This window comes from Brevibacillus brevis (assembly GCF_900637055.1).
Taxonomy (GTDB): Bacteria; Bacillota; Bacilli; order Brevibacillales; family Brevibacillaceae; genus Brevibacillus; species Brevibacillus brevis.
Genome location: NZ_LR134338.1, coordinates 5,105,001 through 5,121,123 on the forward strand (window position 1 = coordinate 5,105,001; position 16,123 = coordinate 5,121,123).

Here is a 16,123-nt window from a genome sequence, read left to right on the forward strand (position 1 = left end):
GATACGTTTGCCTTAAAGTCATGCCTTGTTCCTCCCTGCCCCCTGGGTTGAACTTATGGATTCTACAAGTCTTGTTCGTTTCCTGCTTGTCAACAGACAAATCCTTTGTATGCTATACTATAGGGTAGGAGGAATGATCATGAAAAATACAGAACGCCTGAGCAAGATCAAACGCATGCGCACATGGGGCAACTGGAGCATGGTAATCGGCATTTTGCTGATGTATACAGGGTACGCATTTTTTGCAGGTTATTTGGACTTTATTCCTTTACTTGGAAGCCTCTTAAAAGGCTCTTACATTTTTATGACGCTGCTTTTGATCATCGGGTTCATTCTGACAATGGGCAGTACAGTCTTGTTTATGATTTCCGGTATGGTCTCCACTTCAGCTCCACAGGTGCAATGCCCTTCATGCCAAAAAGTCACGAAAATGTTGGGAAAAGAAGACGCCTGTATGTTTTGTGGACAACCTTTACTCCTAGAAGACGGACATCCTCAGCAAAACCAGACATAATATGATTCTTTTCATCTATACGTAAAAAGCCACCTGCTAATTCCCGAGCATTCGGGTGCAGGTGGCTTTCTTTTGTGAAAGCTGTCTGTCTATTATTTCAGAGTCTCGTCAATTGCTTGCCAGATCTCCGGCACCTCAAAGCCTCGGCGCCAAGAAGCTGCGCCCGCCAAGTCGTACTTATTGACGATCTCCATGCGCTTCTTCATAGAAGTTACATCTTCTATCCACATTTTATAGACGTTGCCATCTTTCGGGTCTTTGTACTCCACGTAATGTTGACCTGAAGCTTCATCCAGAACTGGCGTCAGCTTGCGTTCGTTGATCCACTCCTGCGCTTTCGTCATGGAATAAGCTTTGGAGCTCACCTTCACAGTGCCATCAGCCTGCTTGGCTTCTGTCCACAAGCGTGTGTAGAAAGGTACACCTAACAGCAGCTTTTCATTAGGGACTTCTTCCAAAACTCCTTGCAAGCCTCGCTCCACCCACGGCAATGATGCGACAGAACCAGCTTTTGGACTCGCTGCCCAATGCTCATCATACGTCATCACCGCAACATAATCGACGACTTCGGCCAAAGCTTTCCGATCCAGGAACATGGACCATTGCTTAGCGTTTGACTTGATCGTCACATCGATGGAAACAGTTAGTCCTTGCTGATGGAGATACGGCGTCAGCTCCCGAACAAACTGTACGAGCTCCTCTTTTTCTTCTAAATATACGTTCTCAAAATCGATGTTGATGCCATCGAGATCATAAAGATGGGCGTAGTACAGGAGTTGGGCAATTAACTTATCTCGCTTGTCATAGCTACTGAGAACAGACTTGGTCCAATCTGGATTAAAGCCATTTGTAACTAGACCCCAAACCTTGTAGCCCCTCTTATGGGCCCATTTGACGTACGCAGGATCAGCTCTGTTCAACAGATTTCCTTCTGCATCCTTCATTTCAAACCAAGTAGGAGAAACTACATTTACCCCTGGTAATGCACCAATTTTTGAAACATCCGGATTTTTACTGACGACGTGCTCCCATACGAGGTTGATCTTTCCCTCAGGCTTCCAAGCAGCTTGTTGTTGTCCGGTAGCGGTCGTGTGCTCCAGATGAACTTTGCGCACATCCGTCATTTCAATACTTTTCTCTGAAATAAATCCGCCTACTCCTGAGGCCGTCAAAACGCGATACCAGCTTTCCTTCTTGCCAAGAACGTCGACAACTTCACCCGCAGACAGCTCTGCCACGATCGGGGTTCGATGGGAAGCACCGGTACGGACTGCTTGTTTTTCCTCTGCAGCAATTACTTTCGCTTGCTGGATTTCGTAGCCCTCTTTTTCGACGACCAGGACACCCGTATCTGCTTTTCGCTCAAAAGAATAAGGATACAGCTTTTCCAAAGGATCCAACGGGACATAGCGTGTGCCGTCGACCTCTTTCACTGGAACGCGTAAATCCACAGGTTTTTTGTTCAGATAAGCGACAATTTCTCCGCTCTCCATCCGAAGCACCTTATCCTTCGTCGTGACGATAACGGAACGTGTAGGTTCATCCCAAAAAATCGCAGGATCAATGTTTTCTTTAATGAAATCAAAGGGCAGCAATATTTGCTCTGATTCCAATAAATACGTGGACTCTTTCCGTGAGCCTTCGTATACAATCACATTTTTAACTCCATCATACGGCTGCACATGCTCAGTTGAAGCACGGAGCACAAAAAACCAGTAAATGCTGCCGAAGATGGCTAACAAGAGAAAGCTTAACAAAAACAGCCTGCGAAAAACCCGTCGTTTTCTTCGTCTTGGTCGCAGAGCTCTCCCCGACTCCCTGCTCATAATCTCCACCTGCTTCCCGGTACATAAGCCTGTCTTCTGACTTGGGCTGTATGATTTGACTCATTATTTCGATCATAGCGTTCGTTCAATCCATTCACAACCTTTTGTATTCTGGTAATTCACGGTCAAACTTCCTACCAAGAAGAAGACGTACGAGAAGCCAAAAGGTTACAGATATCGACAGAAAGGGTTATGTCCTCCAAAAACAAACACCCCCTGCATCACCGGGATTATCCGATTTAAGCAGGAGGTGCTCATCCATCAAATACATTCTTAGTGGGGATTCTTTTGACAGGAATCACAAACGCCATAAACTTCCATACGATGTCCGGTTACTTTGAAGCCGATGTCTTTGGAAGCAGCTACTTCTGCATCCCGCAAATACGGAAAGTGGAAATCCCTGATTGCACCACAGGAGGAACAGATCGCGTGATAATGATCTTCTTCCACATTGGCATCGAATCGGCTGGACGCATCCCCGTAAGTGAGCTCTGTAACCAATCCAGCATCTTTAAAGACTCGTAGATTGTTGTAAATCGTTGCAACGCTCATATTCGGGAATTTGCCTTCAAGGGCTTTATATATTTCGTCAGCCGTCGGGTGGGTCATCGTTTCCAGCAAATAGGTCAAAATTGCATGGCGCTGAGGTGTCATGCGAACCCCGGTATTCTTCAGGATTTCAACAGCTTTCTCCACACGTTGTACCATCTTGTTACACCCCACAGTCTTTCGCAAGACAAAAGAACAAGCTTCTCTAATGTCATTGATTAGAATTACTATAAATAAGTGTACGTCTAGTCGGCGAAAACTGTCAATATCCATTCAACCGATTTGGACAGAAAGAAGTGGAAAATCAAGTTTTTTACTGAGCTTTTGCTGGCTTTTTGGTTGCAGGCTTTTTGGCTTTTTTGGCTTCCGCCTGTGCAAACTTACACATGGATTGAAGTGTACAGCTGCCGCACTGTGGATTGCGCGACGAGCATACACGTCTGCCGTGCCAGATTAACCAATGATGCGCATCCGTCCACTTCTCTTTCGGAATGCGCTTCATGAGCTGACGTTCCACTTCGTCCACATTGTCGCTATTCGCAAGGCCTAACCGGTTTCCTACGCGGAATACATGCGTATCCACCGCGATCGCAGGAATCCCGAATGCATTGGACAAAACGACATTTGCAGTCTTTCTCCCTACACCCGGCAATGCTTCGAGCTCGGCATGCGTTTGCGGAACTTCGCTATTGTATTTTTCGTACAAGATTCTACAGGTCTCTAAAATGTTTTTACTCTTATTCTTATACAACCCGAGCCCTTTTATATGCTCTTCCATTTCTTCCTGTGTCAAATGAAGGTAATGCTCCGGCTGGTTTAGCTGCTGGAACATGGGTGCCGTAATCTCATTTACCCGTTTATCTGTACATTGGGCAGAAAGAATGGTCGCAATGAGAAGTTCAAACGGGGTTGTATAATTCAATTCACAGTGCGCATCCGGATAAAGCTGCTGCAAATTATCCAAAATGTCGGCCACAGGTACTTTGCGTTGTGCCATAAAATATATCCCCCTTTTCCCTACATTATACCGCCTTAGTCAACACAGCGATCGATAGCACCACAGACTGCAACTGTTGTACAATGAGTCTGGAAGTATTTAACGGGAGGAGGTTTTCCATGAAAGTATTCCTGACTGGTGCCACAGGTTTTGTTGGACGGGGTATACTCGAGCGCTTGCAGGCAGAAGGATATAAGACGGTTTGCCTCACCAGAGCTGGTTCAACAGGTAAGCTTCCCTACAACGAAACCGCCCATGCGCTTATAACGGAAGCGACTGGCGATCTATTTGATAAAGAATCATTGATGAGGGCGATGCAAGGCTGCGATGCTGTCATCCACCTCGTCGGAATTATTCGCGAACAACCGGGGAAAGGCATTAGCTTTTCTCGCATCCATGTCGAAGGTACAAAAAATGTACTAGAGGCTGCCAAGCAAGCTGGAATCAAGCGCTTTGTCCATATGAGTGCTCTTGGTGCACGCGAAAACGCCTCGAGCGCCTATCACCGAACCAAATACGAAGCGGAGCAGCTTGTGCAAGCAAGTGGTATTCCCTACGTCATTTTCCGTCCATCTGTCATTTTTGGTCCTGGGGATGAATTCGTGAACATGCTCGCTGATCTGGTTCGTTTACCTGTCACACCGGTCATTGGCGATGGCTCCTACCCTTTGCAGCCAGTCGCTCGCAAGACGGTGGCCGATGTATTCGTCCAAGCCTTGAGCAGACCCGAATCGACCAATCAAACTTACGAAACAGGCGGACCAGAACCACTCTCCTACGGACAAATCCTAGATACGATTGGCGAGGCCATCGGAAAGCAGAAGGTCAATAAAATTCACATTCCCCTTGCTTTCATGAAGCCTGTGGTAAATATGATGGAGAGATTCCCATTTTTTCCGATTACCAATACGCAGCTCACCATGCTGCTGGAAGGAAACGCATGTAAGGACGGAAAGCTTCTCTACGAGACTTTTCACACTGAGAAAATCGATTTTCTCCCGGGAATCACCACTTACCTGCGTACCAAATAAAATAGGGAAGCCCCCTGCTTGATGTCAGGGGGCTTTTGCCTATTCGTGTAGCGTTTTCTCAACTGCACCTGTTTCTTTATTAATATGACGAGCCACAACGAACAGATAATCGGACAATCGGTTGAGGTATTTGACCACGGACGGGTTTACCTGCTCCTGCTGTGCCACATGAACTGCTTTGCGCTCTGCACGTCTGACGACCGTACGCGAAACATGGAAGGCAGCCGCTGCCGGATGTCCGCCGGGCAAAATAAAATTGGTGAGCGGCGGCAATTTCGCATCTAGCATGTCAATTTGCTCTTCGAGAAAAGTAACATCCTCTTCTGCAATTGGCCAACCTACCTTTTTGCCTTCTGGCGTCGCCAGCTCAGCTCCTACATGGAACAGCTTTGTCTGAATGACATGGAAGACATCCTGCAATTCCTTCCACTCTTCTGTTGCAGGTAACAGGGACAGGGCCAATCCAATCTGCGAGTTGGCTTCATCGCATGTACCGTATGCCTCTACACGGTCCGCAAACTTAGGCACGCGGACACCTGCAACCAGTGACGTCTCACCTTTATCCCCCGACTTTGTATAAATCTTCATTCCGTATCCCCTCCACAGGTTCCGTTCACAAAGCTTCGGTGACCAGAATCAATTCTGAGCTATTTGCATCAAATGGTGCCTTTGCAAAAGAACCGTATCGTTGTGTAACCTTCAAGCCGTTTAAGCGAAGCAGATGATGGAGCTCCGCGGGGAAAATGTAGCGGAGAGTAAATCGGCCTTTCACCCGTTCCGTCACAACTCCCTGTGCATCCGTACGCTCGTATATGCGTGTCACTTCGGACAGTTGCTGAAAATGGTCATAACGGGTGTAATCCCACATCGCAACCTCTTCCCCCGACGGGAGTGGATAGGTGCCACGCAAGGACATTTTTTCATTTTCCTCGTAAAAATGATGAATCTTGGGCACAAACACGTTCATGATGAATTTCCCGCCTGGAGCCAGATGCTTGCGAATGCACGTCAATGCCTTCATTTGCTCTTGGACATGCAACAGGTGCAAAAACGACCGAAAAGGAATCATAATCAGGGAAAATGACTCCTGCAGATCAAAGGCGCGCATATCCCCCTGCAATAGCTTCAAGCCGGATGTTACACCTTGTTCCTCTGCTTTTACCTGAGCCCTTGCCAGCATATCCCGGGATAGGTCAATTCCAGTAACGTCGATGCCAGCCTGCGCCATTGGAATGCTGATTCTTCCGGTGCCGCAAGCAAGATCCAACACTTTTCCCCCTGCCAGCTTGGCTTGTTCCAGATAGAACTCAACATCACCCACAACACCGCGCTGAGTGAGATCATAGTAGTCAGCCCATTGATACATATTGCTCATCTGGTCCTCCTATGCTTGCATTTCTTCTGATTGAAGGTAGGCCATAACAAGCTTTGCCGTGTTGTCGAGCGCTTCTTTATGTGTACGTTCATGGGAGTGCGAAGCATCTACGCCCGGTCCGATCAAGCCATGGACAACGTCATATCCGGCTCTCAGCGCAGCACTTGCGTCAGAACCATAGTAGGGATAAATGTCCACTTGGTAGTTCAGACCGTTCGCTTGTGCGAGCTTGGTCAGATGACTGCGCAATCCGTAATGGTAAGGTCCTGTGGAATCCTTCGCACATATGGACACACAATACTCATCTGTCGTCTGTCCGTCCCCAATCGCTCCCATGTCGACAGCCAGGTACTCCACCACGTTGTCAGGGATGCTGGAGTTGCCGCCGTAGCCGATCTCTTCATTATTGCTGATAAAAAAGTGTGTGGTGTAAGGCAGCTTCAAGCCGGATTCACTCAGTTCCTTCAGAACCCCCAGCAGCACAGCTACGCTTGCTTTGTCGTCGATATGACGGGACTTGATAAAGCCGCTATCCGTTACAGTCACCCGTGGATCAAAAGAGACAAAATCTCCGACGGAAATCCCCAGTTCCAGTACTTGCTCTTTGGTTGTGACCTTTTCATCTAATCGGACTTCCATGTTCGCATCATTGCGCTCAGCTTTTCCCGCTTCTGAGCTGTATACATGCACGGAAGCTTTAGTGGACAAAATGGTACCGGTTACAAGACGACCGCTGCCAGTCTCTACAACGCAGTGCTCCCCTTCAATCGCATTGAATGCAAAGCCGCCGATCAAGGTCAGCTTTAAGCGCCCGTTGCTCTTAATCTCTTTTACCATCGCGCCCAGCGTATCGACGTGAGCTGTCAAGAGTCTTGCCTTTTCGTTATTGGCCCCCGCTACTGTTGCAACGATTGCCCCTTTGTTTGTTCGTTTAAAGGAAACGCCAAGCTTTTCTAATTCTTGTGCAACCCAGGCCATTACTTTTTCCGTATTGCCAGATGGACTTGGGATGTTCGCCAATTGGCAAAAGCTTTGCACGACATATTCCGTAGATACACTCATTTGTATGTTCCTCCATTCGCCCATTGCGAAATAAACGTTAGGATTGAAGCTCTTCCTTAATAAATTGAAGCACTTCCTGCACATGTCCTTTGACCTTTACTTTTGGCCATATTTTTGCGATGTTACCCTCTTTGTCGATGACGAACGTCGTGCGTTCAATGCCCATGTACTCTCGTCCGTACATTTTTTTCAACACCCACACACCATAAGCCTCTGCCACTTGGTGATCCGGATCTGCCAGAAGTGGAAAAGGCAATTCATGCTTCGCGATAAATTTGTCATGCGATTTCACAGAATCCGGACTGATTCCAAGAACGACTGTATTCGATTCAGCAAAGCCTGAATGGAAGTCACGAAAGTCGCATGCTTCTGTGGTGCATGTCGGCGTTTGGTCCTTCGGATAAAAATAAAGCACGACATTTTGTCCATGAAATTGGGAAAGTGAGATGGTCTGATTGTCGCTCGCCTGCAACGTAAATGCAGGTGCAGCTTGTCCTACTGCCGTCAAACTTTTCCCTCCTCTCGATAATATCCTGTTTTCGCTGGTCCCATTTTACCACAATCTAGTAGTCACTTCATCCGCATACAAGTTGCGCTTTGATGCAGAAAAGGATAGAATTAAAAAAAATAAAATTTGGCCTAGTCAGTTGGATGGTGAATTAACATGAAAGAGTTTTTTGAAGTAACAGATCCAGAAGCGTTGAAATCGCTTGCTATAGCGGAACGTGTTAAGATTTTGGAACTCTTTGAAGATTTGGAGCCCAGAACGGCCAAACAAATCGCTACAGAACTAGGCGAAAATGCAGCACGGCTACATTACCATGTGAAGGAGCTCGTGCGTGTTGGGCTGCTCGAGCAAGTGGATACCCGGGTAAAAGGCTCCATTGTGGAGAAATATTATGAGCCTGTTGCCAAGGTCATTCAGGTCAAGCTTCAATTGATGATTGAAGAAAACGCTCAACAATTAAGTGATGTCATGTTTACGCCGTTTCGTACAACGGAAAAGGACCTCATGAGGACTCTCAATCGCTTCGTCGCAAGCGACCAAGATGTTCGGAAAGAATACAAAAATACGTTCGCTTATAATTTGACTGAATTTTATTTGAGTCAAGATGAACGCAATCAATTTGTGGAAGACATCTCTGAGCTGTTGCAAAAGTACAAAGGGTTCAAAAAGGAATCTGGCCGTCGAAAATTCAAGTTTTTCGACATCCTGTTCCCATTGACTCCAGCTGACCCAACAGATGATGCTGATGATCCTTTTGATGATTCGGATGAGTAAGTCACCAAGAAAACCATCAGATGCGATGGTTTTCTTTCATTTTCTAATCAAAGGAGGACTCCAATGCGGACGATCTTGTTTGATTTCGACGGCACAGTTGCCGATACCCTCCCCTTGATCTTCACTGCTTTTCGCTCTACCTTTCAGCAGTTTTTACAAGAGCATTATACCGACGAGCAGATTGTAGCTCTCTTTGGCCCCACAGAGACAGGCATTTTGCAAAACAAGCTTCCCTCACATGCGCATGACAACGCCCTCGCTCATTTTTATCGTGTATACACAGATGAACACTCCCGCGTACAAAACCCTGAAAATATCCGAAGCATGCTCGATGAACTTCACGCAGCAGGTATCCAAATGGGAATCGTAACAGGAAAAGGACGAAAAAGCGCTGACATCTCCCTTCGAGAATGGGGATTGGATTCGTATTTTTCCGTCGTGATCACAGGGGATGAGGTCACACATCCAAAGCCTCATCCAGAAGGTATTTTTACCGCTATGAACCAGCTAGGCGCAACGCCTGCGGAAACCATTTTCGTAGGCGATAGTGATGCTGACGTATTGGCTGGTCGAGCCGCTGGTTTGCGAACCGTCGGTGTGGATTGGCTTTTGGTTACACAAAAGTCTGGAAAATTCGATCCCGAGCCTGACTACCACTTTACGGATGTGCGAGCTTTTACCGATTGGATACTCGGACGCTAGATGAAAAAAGGGTGTGCCCTGCCGCCGAAGCGTGGACACACCCTTTGTTTGATTAATACGCCCTTCCGAACCAGACACTATGCTGTGACTCTTTGCCGCAGCAAATGCAGGCTTTCTTTTGTATAGGAGGCTCAAACGGGATATTGCGAGAGGTGAACTTTGTTTCCTCTTTGATCTTCGATTCACAAGCATCATCCCCACACCAGCCAGCTAACACCCATCCGCTCGTCTTGTTTTCGCTCTCGTTTTTTGCAATATGAGCGGATAGCTGCTCCAGTGTATCGATCCCCAAATGTGAGTTCTCATCACGGAAGGCGAGTGCTTTTTGGAACATATTTTGCTGAATCTCTTCCAACAGTTGAACAACTGTCTGCGCGATACCTTCAAGTGAAACCGTCACCTTCTCCCCCGTATCACGACGAGCCAGAATTACTTGACCATTTTCCACGTCACGCGGGCCGAGCTCCAGACGCAGAGGAACTCCGCGCATTTCCCACTCATTGAACTTCCAGCCTGGTGTTTCTTCGCGAAGATCGGCACGGACACGCACGCCTGCGGTCTTGATCTCGTCAAAGAGTGGATCAAACGCCTCCATCACCTTTTCGCGCAGCTTCATCGGACCGACTGGGATCATAATAACCTGTGTCGGAGCCATGCGAGGCGGCAACACGAGACCGCGGTCATCGCCATGCACCATGATCATCGAACCAATCAGCCGCGTAGAGGTTCCCCATGATGTGGTGTGAACGTACTTGAACTGATTGTCACGATCCAAAAACTTGATTTCAAAGCCGCGCGCGAATTTATCGCCCAAATAGTGCGAGGTGCCCGCTTGCACTGCTTTGCCATCCTTCATCATCGCTTCAATGGAATACGTGTCGACAGCACCAGCAAAGCGTTCACTTGGTGTTTTTTGTCCCTTCCAAACCGGAATCGCCAGCTCCTGCTCGACGACCTCTCGGTAAATCTCCAGCATTTGCATCGTTTCCTGACGAGCTTCCTCCTCTGTCGCATGTGCCGTGTGGCCTTCCTGCCAGAGAAACTCCGATGTACGCAAGAACGGCATTGTCCGCTTTTCCCAACGAAAAACGTTTGCCCATTGGTTGATTAATACAGGCAGGTCGCGGTAGCTCTGAATCCACTGGCTGTACATATGACCGATGATCGTCTCAGAGGTTGGACGTAGCGCCAGCTTTTCCTCTAGCGGCTCGCCCCCAGCCTCTGTTACCCAAGGCAGCTCTGGATTGAAGCCCTCGATATGCTCTTTTTCTTTTTGAAAGAAGGACTCGGGGATCAGCATCGGGAAATAGGCATTGCGATGCCCTGTCTCCTTGAAGCGCTTATTCATCGCCTCTTGAATTCGCTCCCATAGCTCGAAGCCATCCGGCTTGAACACGATGCAGCCGCGTACCGGTGTGTAGTCCATCAAATCCGCCTTTTTAATGGCATCGATGTACCAACGCGAAAAATCCTCCGATTGCGGTGTAATTTCTTTTACAAACGCTTTGTCCTCTTTCATCCGTCTACGCTCCTTTTTATTCTTACGTAAAATGCAAAAAATCCCCCATCCCTAAAAGGGACGGAGGATCAACTTCCGCGGTACCACCCTGATTGACTACAGCATACGCCATAGTCCTCTCGACAACCCGATAACGGTGGGCATCCGGCTCAGCTCTTCACCAGCGGCTTCAGGATGGGGTGCAGTTATCCTTTACGTATCAGCCTTCCAGACTAGGGCCGACTCTCTGTTACGAGGGAATAGCTGCGGGTCCTTTCATAGCCTTTTGTGACTATCTATTAACTAAACATATTAGCGAGTCACATCGTGGTTGTCAATTGTTGATACGGGCAGCGATTCTGGAGCCGAGCTTCACGTAGATCGGATAGGCAACCACTGAAATCATAACACCTTTGAAGAGATTGAATGGTACGATTCCGTACAGAACCAATGACCAGATACTTGTCGCATTGAACATGGTCAAAAGCTGTTCAATCGGCATTTGATAAAGCACAGCGTACGCAGGCAACAGCACATACGCATTTGCGACAGCCATGACAATCGTCATCAACAGCGTTCCCAGAGCAAGACCCGTCAGGAAGCCTTTTTTGCCTTGGCCGAGACGCTGCATGTAGACAGCCGCAAAAATAAAGCTTGATCCCGCTACAACGTTTGCGAGCTCACCGATCAACAGACCGTCTGTATTTTTGAATAGCATGTGCAGTGTATTTTTCAGTACCTCGATAATAACGCCGGCTACAGGTCCGTACATGAGTCCCCCGATCAATGCCGGGAGTGTGCTGAAATCGAGCTTCAAAAAGCTTGGCATCAGCGGAACAGGAACCTCGAGATACTGCAGAATAAATGCAACGGCCGCCAGCATGGGAATCGTCACCAGCTTTTGGGTTGCACGTGTGCGCGAAGAATGCAGCGCTGTTTCTTTCATGTTTACCATCTCCTCATTTTTCTACTCCTTCTTGAGGAATGGCAACAGTCGTTGTAAGCTCACACGTCTTGTTACACAAACAGAAAAACCCTGTGGCTATAAGTTCCACAGGGCATTTGCAAGCGTATGACAAAACCATGCGCAAATAAAAGGTACAAGAAACAAGAGGACTGGCCTCAACGTTCTTATCCCGTTTGCACAGGCAAACAAGCACGTGTGATAAACGTACTGTCGTCATCCTTCTCCCATCCAGACTGTACTGTCGGCTCTGGAATCACACCAGATCCTGCACTCCGTCGCTACTTGCAGCTCGGGAGGCTCGCGGGCTTAACATGCACAAAGCATGATCACCGCCGGTCGGGAATTTCACCCTGCCCCGAAGGAATGTGTAGTTGTATACAGCATATTATACTGCTGTTTTTTGATTTGACAATAGAGGAAACTGCCAAAGCGACACTTTTTGTTTATTTTTCCGATTTGTTTAGTTGGTATAACAATAATCGGCTTGGTAGTTACCTTGACCAAAAAGAAATAGACCGCCCTTGAGTTGACACCTCAGCGGTCTATTTCACACCCAGATCTGAGCCGCACCCCTTTGCGGGAAGCGCCTATTGTACCGACCGTTCCGGTTGCCGCCGGGACGTTTTTTTTTACATTATGCTTTTAATATTACCACAACGACTTCAGATTATAAATCATCAAGAACCCGCTCCTCGATACTTCGTGACACCCCAGTTCCAAACGAGAAGCCCGATACCGAAGAAAATGACAGCCACTACCGGTGTCATTGCCGCATATGTGTACCAGACTTCCTTGCGCAAAAAGTATGCCGCCGGATAAACACCCACGAAGGCAAACGGCAGCACGTAGGTGAGCACAAAGCGAATAGCCTTGTTGTAAACGTCTACCGGATAGCGCCCATATTGCTGGATGTTGTAAATCATCGGGGCAATCCCTGTACGTGAGTCGGAAAAGAAGCTAACCGCAGCAATCGCGGTATACACGCCACCGTAAATCAATGCCCCGCTGATCGAGAGCCCGATAAAGATGAACACGTCGTACCAGTAAAACGACAAATCGAGTTGAATGGCAGCATACCCCATGATGATAATCCCGGTTATGACTCCAAAAATACGGTCTGGCGCAATCGACTCGAGGCACACCTGCGCCAGATTGTGAATCGGTCTCGTCAGGATGCGATCCATCTCGCCCCGGATGATATACCGTTCGTTGAAGTCCCAAAACCCGAAGAACATCGAGAACAACGCGTATGGAACCAAGAAGAAACCATAGATAAAGATAATCTCATCACGCGTCCAATCCCCCATAAGCGGAACATGCGTGAACACGACAATAATAAAGATGAGATTGATCAACTCAGAAACCAGATTGGACACAAAATCCCCGATAAAATCTGTGCGATAGGCTAGTCTCGTCTTGAAGTACTGGCTCAGGTAGTCGGCAAAAATACTGAAAATATGTCTCATGTTTTGCATGCTCTACCCTCCTTGCACAACCAGCTTGTTGCGGGCAAGACGCCACATCACCAAGATGGGAACCAGTATGACAAACATCCAGATGACCTGAAAACCGATCAATTCCCAGGAACGTTCCGTTGTAATCGCACCTGTGAAGATCAGGCTCGGATAGTAGTTGACCGCCTGAAATGGAAGGTAACCCATTACCGTTTGCGCCCAGCCCGGGAAAAAGCTGATCGGCAGCACGAGACCAGACAACAGATCCACCACGACCCGCTTGGCTCGCATCATGCCATCGTTTCGGAACAGGAAGAAAGTGAGCAAGCCTGTCACCAGATTGATTTGTGTATTGATCAAAAACGCACACATTAAGCTGATCAAATACAGCCCCCATCCAGTCGCTGTCGCCGGAAAGCTGAACGGAATGATCAAGCTGATAAGGAAGATCCCTGGACCCGCAAAAAAGAGAAAGCGAAAGATCCCTTCCCCAAACGCCTGCGCCGTTTTCACGGACAAGTAATTATAAGGGCGTATCATTTCGATCGCGACCTTGCCTTCTCGGACGTCCTGGGCTATTTCTGTATCGATGTTGTTAAAATAAAACGCCCGCGACATCCATGCAATCGCAACGTAGGAAGTCATCTGTTCCACCGTAAGCCCGCCCAGCTGCTGCTGCCCTCCGTAGATCGCTCCCCACAAAAAGTAGTACGCACCGATATTGATCGCGTAGATAATGATTCCGCTGTAATAGTTCACACGATAGGCAAGCATCGTCAAAAACCTCATGCGGATGAGTTCCATATAAAGCTTACGCATGGCTTCTTACCTCTTGGTCTGAGGAATAAATGTTGCGAACGATATCCTCTGTGCTCGTCTCCTCGATTTTCACGTCACTGACTTCAAACGATGACATGACCGTCGACAAAACAAAGGGCAGCATTTCCTGACTCCGCGCTACTTTTACACTGAGGGTAAAATCATTGATTTGCTCGATCTCACAAGGCATCTCTCCCAATGCCTGACGGAGTGCGGCTGCTGAAGTGCGCTTTTTCATTTGGAAGGACACCTCTGTGCCATTGCCCCATTTTTCCTTGAGGTCATTCAGCAAGCCATCGAAGATCAGCTTCCCTTTGTCCATGACAAGCACGCGTTTACAGAGTGCTTCGATGTCTGACACATCGTGAGTCGTCAACAAGATCGTCATATTTTCCGTCTCGTTCAGATTGCGGAGAAACTCACGGATTTTTTGCTTAACAAGTACATCGAGTCCAACTGTCGGTTCATCCAGAAACAGCAGGCGTGGCTTATGAATCAACGAAGCAGCCACTTCACAGCGCATCCGCTGACCGAGACTCAGCTTGCGTACTGGCTGACTGACAAACGAAGAAATCTCCAGCTCCTCAATCAAGCGCTCCAGCCACTTTTCTCCTTCTGCCTCATCAACCTTATAAACACTTTTCAACAGACGAAATGACTCAAGCGGAGATAGATCCCACCAAAGCTGAGAGCGCTGCCCGAAAACAACTCCGATGGATCGAACGTACTCTTCCCGCTGCTTGAAAGGCACATAGCCGTTAATGACGATTTCGCCGTCGCTCGGGGTCAAGATACCAGTCAGCATCTTGATCGTCGTCGATTTTCCGGCACCATTTTCCCCAATCAGCGCGAACATTTCCCCTTCCTCTACTGTAAAGGAAAGGTCATCCACTGCTTTTACCGTCTTGTACTCCCGACTGAACAAATCACGAAAAGCACCACCAAGGCCCGGTCTGGACTGATGGATGCGGAAATCCTTTTGCAAATGATTTACTTGAATCATGGAAAACCGTCCTTTTTTCTTCGCTTAAATACCATTTGTAGTGTATATGAGCCAATCGAATTGTGCAAAAGGCAAACTGCACCAAACTGTTAATGAAGATAAAGAATCATTCCCGTTTTGTCGTCTGACTTTTTAAAGCGGATATAGCGAGTGCACTCAGGATCGTTGTTTTCCAGAGTGATAAGTTCGTCTGTATAACGTTGCAGCCCTTTATGTACGATTGGCAGCACCGTCTCTTCCCACTTCGGCTGTGCTCCACCTAAAGCTCTCGGCATGAAAAGTCCATCCGTTGCCAGCACCAATGCATTCACGCCAACTCGATTCATGCGTCCATACTCGATAAAATCCCGACAGGCAACATCGCCATTCAACACGCCGTAGCCTCCTGGTCCATTCGCCTGATAGCGGTTATGGATCAGGATGTCCATACATCGTTCATACAGCTCTGTTCGGGTACACAATCCTTCGTTGATTCCGTCTTCCCACTTCGTCAAGGCGGCCTGTTCCAAATGGCTGACTTGCGTATGCGTCAGGGGTCGTACAGTGTCATCCTCATAAACGGCAAATATCATGCAATCTCCCAACTGCGCGTACTCGATATGGGCATCTCCTACACGGACGACTGCACAGGCCGCACCCCACAACGCTTCCTTTTTCTCAAGATCGATGCCGCTTTGCCGCATCTGCTCCTGAAGGGCTTCGTTAATCGTCTCCAAATAATCATGCAAAGCTGCATCCTCTGGCATTGCTTCCAGCTGCTTTTTAACGAGCTCAGCCGCGATAGCTCCGCCTGTCTGTCCGGCTGCGTTCTCATACGGAATCAGGGACGTAATGCCGTCGATAACCGCATACACATGCTTGACCTGCTGAATCACATAGGCGTCCTCATTGCTTTTGCCGCTTCCTTTCATGGAGATGCACTCAAGTTTCATGATGACCCCGCCTTTATCCATGGAGTGATTTGCTTGAAAATTGTATCATTTTTCTTTTCCTTCATCTATAGCTCTCCGTTCATATCCAGTTGTTGAACAGCTGTGGTAAGAT

Annotated in this window: 18 protein-coding genes and 1 riboswitch (1 of these 19 running past the window's edge); of the genes, 4 read left to right on the forward strand and 14 right to left on the reverse strand. The window is 47.8% G+C overall.

From position 1 onward, the window contains the following. Positions 1-22 carry the 5' end (the start) of a hypothetical protein gene (locus tag EL268_RS24700; RefSeq protein ID WP_106657721.1) on the reverse strand. Its footprint begins 839 nt before the window's first position, so only the first 22 of its 861 coding nucleotides appear in the window; the start codon lies at positions 20-22; the stop codon falls past the left edge of the window. A gap of 117 nt (positions 23-139) precedes the next feature. Here EL268_RS24700 and EL268_RS24705 point away from each other — a divergent pair, with 117 nt between their 5' ends. Next, positions 140-514 carry a YgzB family protein gene (locus EL268_RS24705; protein ID WP_106657722.1) on the forward strand — a complete coding sequence of 125 codons (375 nt, stop codon included), beginning with the start codon at positions 140-142 and terminating at the stop codon, positions 512-514. Between the two features lie 92 nt (positions 515-606). On the opposite strand, the gene EL268_RS24710 is transcribed toward EL268_RS24705, so the two are convergent. The 3 genes from EL268_RS24710 to nth form a co-directional block, all read right to left on the reverse strand. Next, on the reverse strand, positions 607-2,340 hold the full coding sequence (locus tag EL268_RS24710; RefSeq protein ID WP_106657723.1) for a glycosyl hydrolase family 18 protein: 1,734 nt from the start codon (positions 2,338-2,340) through the stop codon (positions 607-609). Between the two features lie 273 nt (positions 2,341-2,613). After that, complete coding sequence (gene perR, locus EL268_RS24715; RefSeq protein ID WP_047073745.1) at positions 2,614-3,048, reverse strand: peroxide-responsive transcriptional repressor PerR; 435 nt, start codon at positions 3,046-3,048, stop codon at positions 2,614-2,616. Positions 3,049-3,202: 154 nt separating this feature from the next. Continuing rightward, the gene (gene nth, locus EL268_RS24720) at positions 3,203-3,886 is read right to left on the reverse strand and encodes an endonuclease III (RefSeq protein WP_106657724.1); all 684 of its coding nucleotides are present in this window, start codon (positions 3,884-3,886) and stop codon (positions 3,203-3,205) included. Positions 3,887-4,005: 119 nt separating this feature from the next. Here nth and EL268_RS24725 point away from each other — a divergent pair, with 119 nt between their 5' ends. Beyond that, positions 4,006-4,917: a complex I NDUFA9 subunit family protein gene (locus EL268_RS24725; protein ID WP_106657725.1), complete on the forward strand. Its 912-nt coding sequence runs from the start codon at positions 4,006-4,008 to the stop codon at positions 4,915-4,917. Positions 4,918-4,956: 39 nt separating this feature from the next. On the opposite strand, the gene EL268_RS24730 is transcribed toward EL268_RS24725, so the two are convergent. The 4 genes from EL268_RS24730 to bcp are packed head-to-tail and all read right to left on the reverse strand — an operon-like array spanning position 4,957 to position 7,862. Then, positions 4,957-5,505 (reverse strand): cob(I)yrinic acid a,c-diamide adenosyltransferase, encoded by a 549-nt coding sequence (locus EL268_RS24730; RefSeq protein ID WP_106657726.1) that lies wholly within the window; start codon positions 5,503-5,505, stop codon positions 4,957-4,959. 25 nt (positions 5,506-5,530) lie between these two features. Then, entirely contained in the window at positions 5,531-6,292 is a 762-nt protein-coding gene (locus tag EL268_RS24735) for a class I SAM-dependent methyltransferase (protein WP_106657727.1), read from the reverse strand. 9 nt (positions 6,293-6,301) lie between these two features. Further along, entirely contained in the window at positions 6,302-7,354 is a 1,053-nt protein-coding gene (locus EL268_RS24740) for a M42 family metallopeptidase (protein WP_106657728.1), read from the reverse strand. 37 nt (positions 7,355-7,391) lie between these two features. Then, positions 7,392-7,862: a thioredoxin-dependent thiol peroxidase gene (gene bcp, locus EL268_RS24745; RefSeq protein ID WP_106657729.1), complete on the reverse strand. Its 471-nt coding sequence runs from the start codon at positions 7,860-7,862 to the stop codon at positions 7,392-7,394. Positions 7,863-8,018: 156 nt separating this feature from the next. Between bcp and EL268_RS24750 the strand changes: the two genes are divergently transcribed. Continuing rightward, positions 8,019-8,636: a winged helix-turn-helix domain-containing protein gene (locus tag EL268_RS24750; protein WP_106657730.1), complete on the forward strand. Its 618-nt coding sequence runs from the start codon at positions 8,019-8,021 to the stop codon at positions 8,634-8,636. 63 nt (positions 8,637-8,699) lie between these two features. Next, on the forward strand, positions 8,700-9,338 hold the full coding sequence (locus EL268_RS24755) for an HAD family hydrolase (protein ID WP_106657731.1): 639 nt from the start codon (positions 8,700-8,702) through the stop codon (positions 9,336-9,338). A gap of 52 nt (positions 9,339-9,390) precedes the next feature. Here the strand turns inward: EL268_RS24755 and proS are convergent, their stop codons facing one another. The 6 genes from proS to EL268_RS24785 form a co-directional block, all read right to left on the reverse strand. After that, a complete protein-coding gene (proS, locus tag EL268_RS24760; RefSeq protein WP_106657732.1) occupies positions 9,391-10,857 on the reverse strand; it encodes a proline--tRNA ligase in 1,467 nt (488 codons plus the stop codon). 313 nt (positions 10,858-11,170) lie between these two features. After that, positions 11,171-11,782 carry an ECF transporter S component gene (locus tag EL268_RS24765; RefSeq protein ID WP_106657733.1) on the reverse strand — a complete coding sequence of 204 codons (612 nt, stop codon included), beginning with the start codon at positions 11,780-11,782 and terminating at the stop codon, positions 11,171-11,173. Between the two features lie 233 nt (positions 11,783-12,015). Then, a riboswitch (FMN riboswitch) is annotated at positions 12,016-12,170 on the reverse strand. Positions 12,171-12,480: 310 nt separating this feature from the next. Further along, entirely contained in the window at positions 12,481-13,278 is a 798-nt protein-coding gene (locus EL268_RS24770) for an ABC transporter permease (protein ID WP_106657734.1), read from the reverse strand. Positions 13,279-13,281: 3 nt separating this feature from the next. Further along, a complete protein-coding gene (locus EL268_RS24775; RefSeq protein ID WP_007729824.1) occupies positions 13,282-14,076 on the reverse strand; it encodes an ABC transporter permease in 795 nt (264 codons plus the stop codon). Then, positions 14,069-15,079, reverse strand: coding sequence for an ABC transporter ATP-binding protein (locus EL268_RS24780; protein WP_106657735.1), 1,011 nt, complete (start codon positions 15,077-15,079; stop codon positions 14,069-14,071). The genes EL268_RS24775 and EL268_RS24780 overlap by 8 nt, the downstream gene beginning before the upstream one ends. A gap of 89 nt (positions 15,080-15,168) precedes the next feature. Further along, complete coding sequence (locus tag EL268_RS24785) at positions 15,169-16,011, reverse strand: protein phosphatase 2C domain-containing protein (protein WP_232030047.1); 843 nt, start codon at positions 16,009-16,011, stop codon at positions 15,169-15,171. Between the last annotated feature and the right edge of the window lie 112 nt (positions 16,012-16,123).

Excerpts from the sequence above, each read along its gene's own strand:
- EL268_RS24705 (WP_106657722.1), top strand. The coding sequence starts at position 140 with ATGAAAAATACAGAACGCCTGAGCAAGATCAAACGCATGCGCACATGG.
- EL268_RS24710 (WP_106657723.1), bottom strand. The coding sequence starts at position 2,340 with ATGAGCAGGGAGTCGGGGAGAGCTCTGCGACCAAGACGAAGAAAACGA.
- perR (WP_047073745.1), bottom strand. The coding sequence starts at position 3,048 with ATGGTACAACGTGTGGAGAAAGCTGTTGAAATCCTGAAGAATACCGGG.
- nth (WP_106657724.1), bottom strand. The coding sequence starts at position 3,886 with ATGGCACAACGCAAAGTACCTGTGGCCGACATTTTGGATAATTTGCAG.
- EL268_RS24725 (WP_106657725.1), top strand. The coding sequence starts at position 4,006 with ATGAAAGTATTCCTGACTGGTGCCACAGGTTTTGTTGGACGGGGTATA.
- EL268_RS24730 (WP_106657726.1), bottom strand. The coding sequence starts at position 5,505 with ATGAAGATTTATACAAAGTCGGGGGATAAAGGTGAGACGTCACTGGTT.
- EL268_RS24735 (WP_106657727.1), bottom strand. The coding sequence starts at position 6,292 with ATGAGCAATATGTATCAATGGGCTGACTACTATGATCTCACTCAGCGC.
- EL268_RS24740 (WP_106657728.1), bottom strand. The coding sequence starts at position 7,354 with ATGAGTGTATCTACGGAATATGTCGTGCAAAGCTTTTGCCAATTGGCG.
- EL268_RS24750 (WP_106657730.1), top strand. The coding sequence starts at position 8,019 with ATGAAAGAGTTTTTTGAAGTAACAGATCCAGAAGCGTTGAAATCGCTT.
- EL268_RS24755 (WP_106657731.1), top strand. The coding sequence starts at position 8,700 with ATGCGGACGATCTTGTTTGATTTCGACGGCACAGTTGCCGATACCCTC.
- proS (WP_106657732.1), bottom strand. The coding sequence starts at position 10,857 with ATGAAAGAGGACAAAGCGTTTGTAAAAGAAATTACACCGCAATCGGAG.
- EL268_RS24765 (WP_106657733.1), bottom strand. The coding sequence starts at position 11,782 with ATGAAAGAAACAGCGCTGCATTCTTCGCGCACACGTGCAACCCAAAAG.
- EL268_RS24770 (WP_106657734.1), bottom strand. The coding sequence starts at position 13,278 with ATGCAAAACATGAGACATATTTTCAGTATTTTTGCCGACTACCTGAGC.
- EL268_RS24775 (WP_007729824.1), bottom strand. The coding sequence starts at position 14,076 with ATGCGTAAGCTTTATATGGAACTCATCCGCATGAGGTTTTTGACGATG.
- EL268_RS24780 (WP_106657735.1), bottom strand. The coding sequence starts at position 15,079 with ATGATTCAAGTAAATCATTTGCAAAAGGATTTCCGCATCCATCAGTCC.
- EL268_RS24785 (WP_232030047.1), bottom strand. The coding sequence starts at position 16,011 with ATGAAACTTGAGTGCATCTCCATGAAAGGAAGCGGCAAAAGCAATGAG.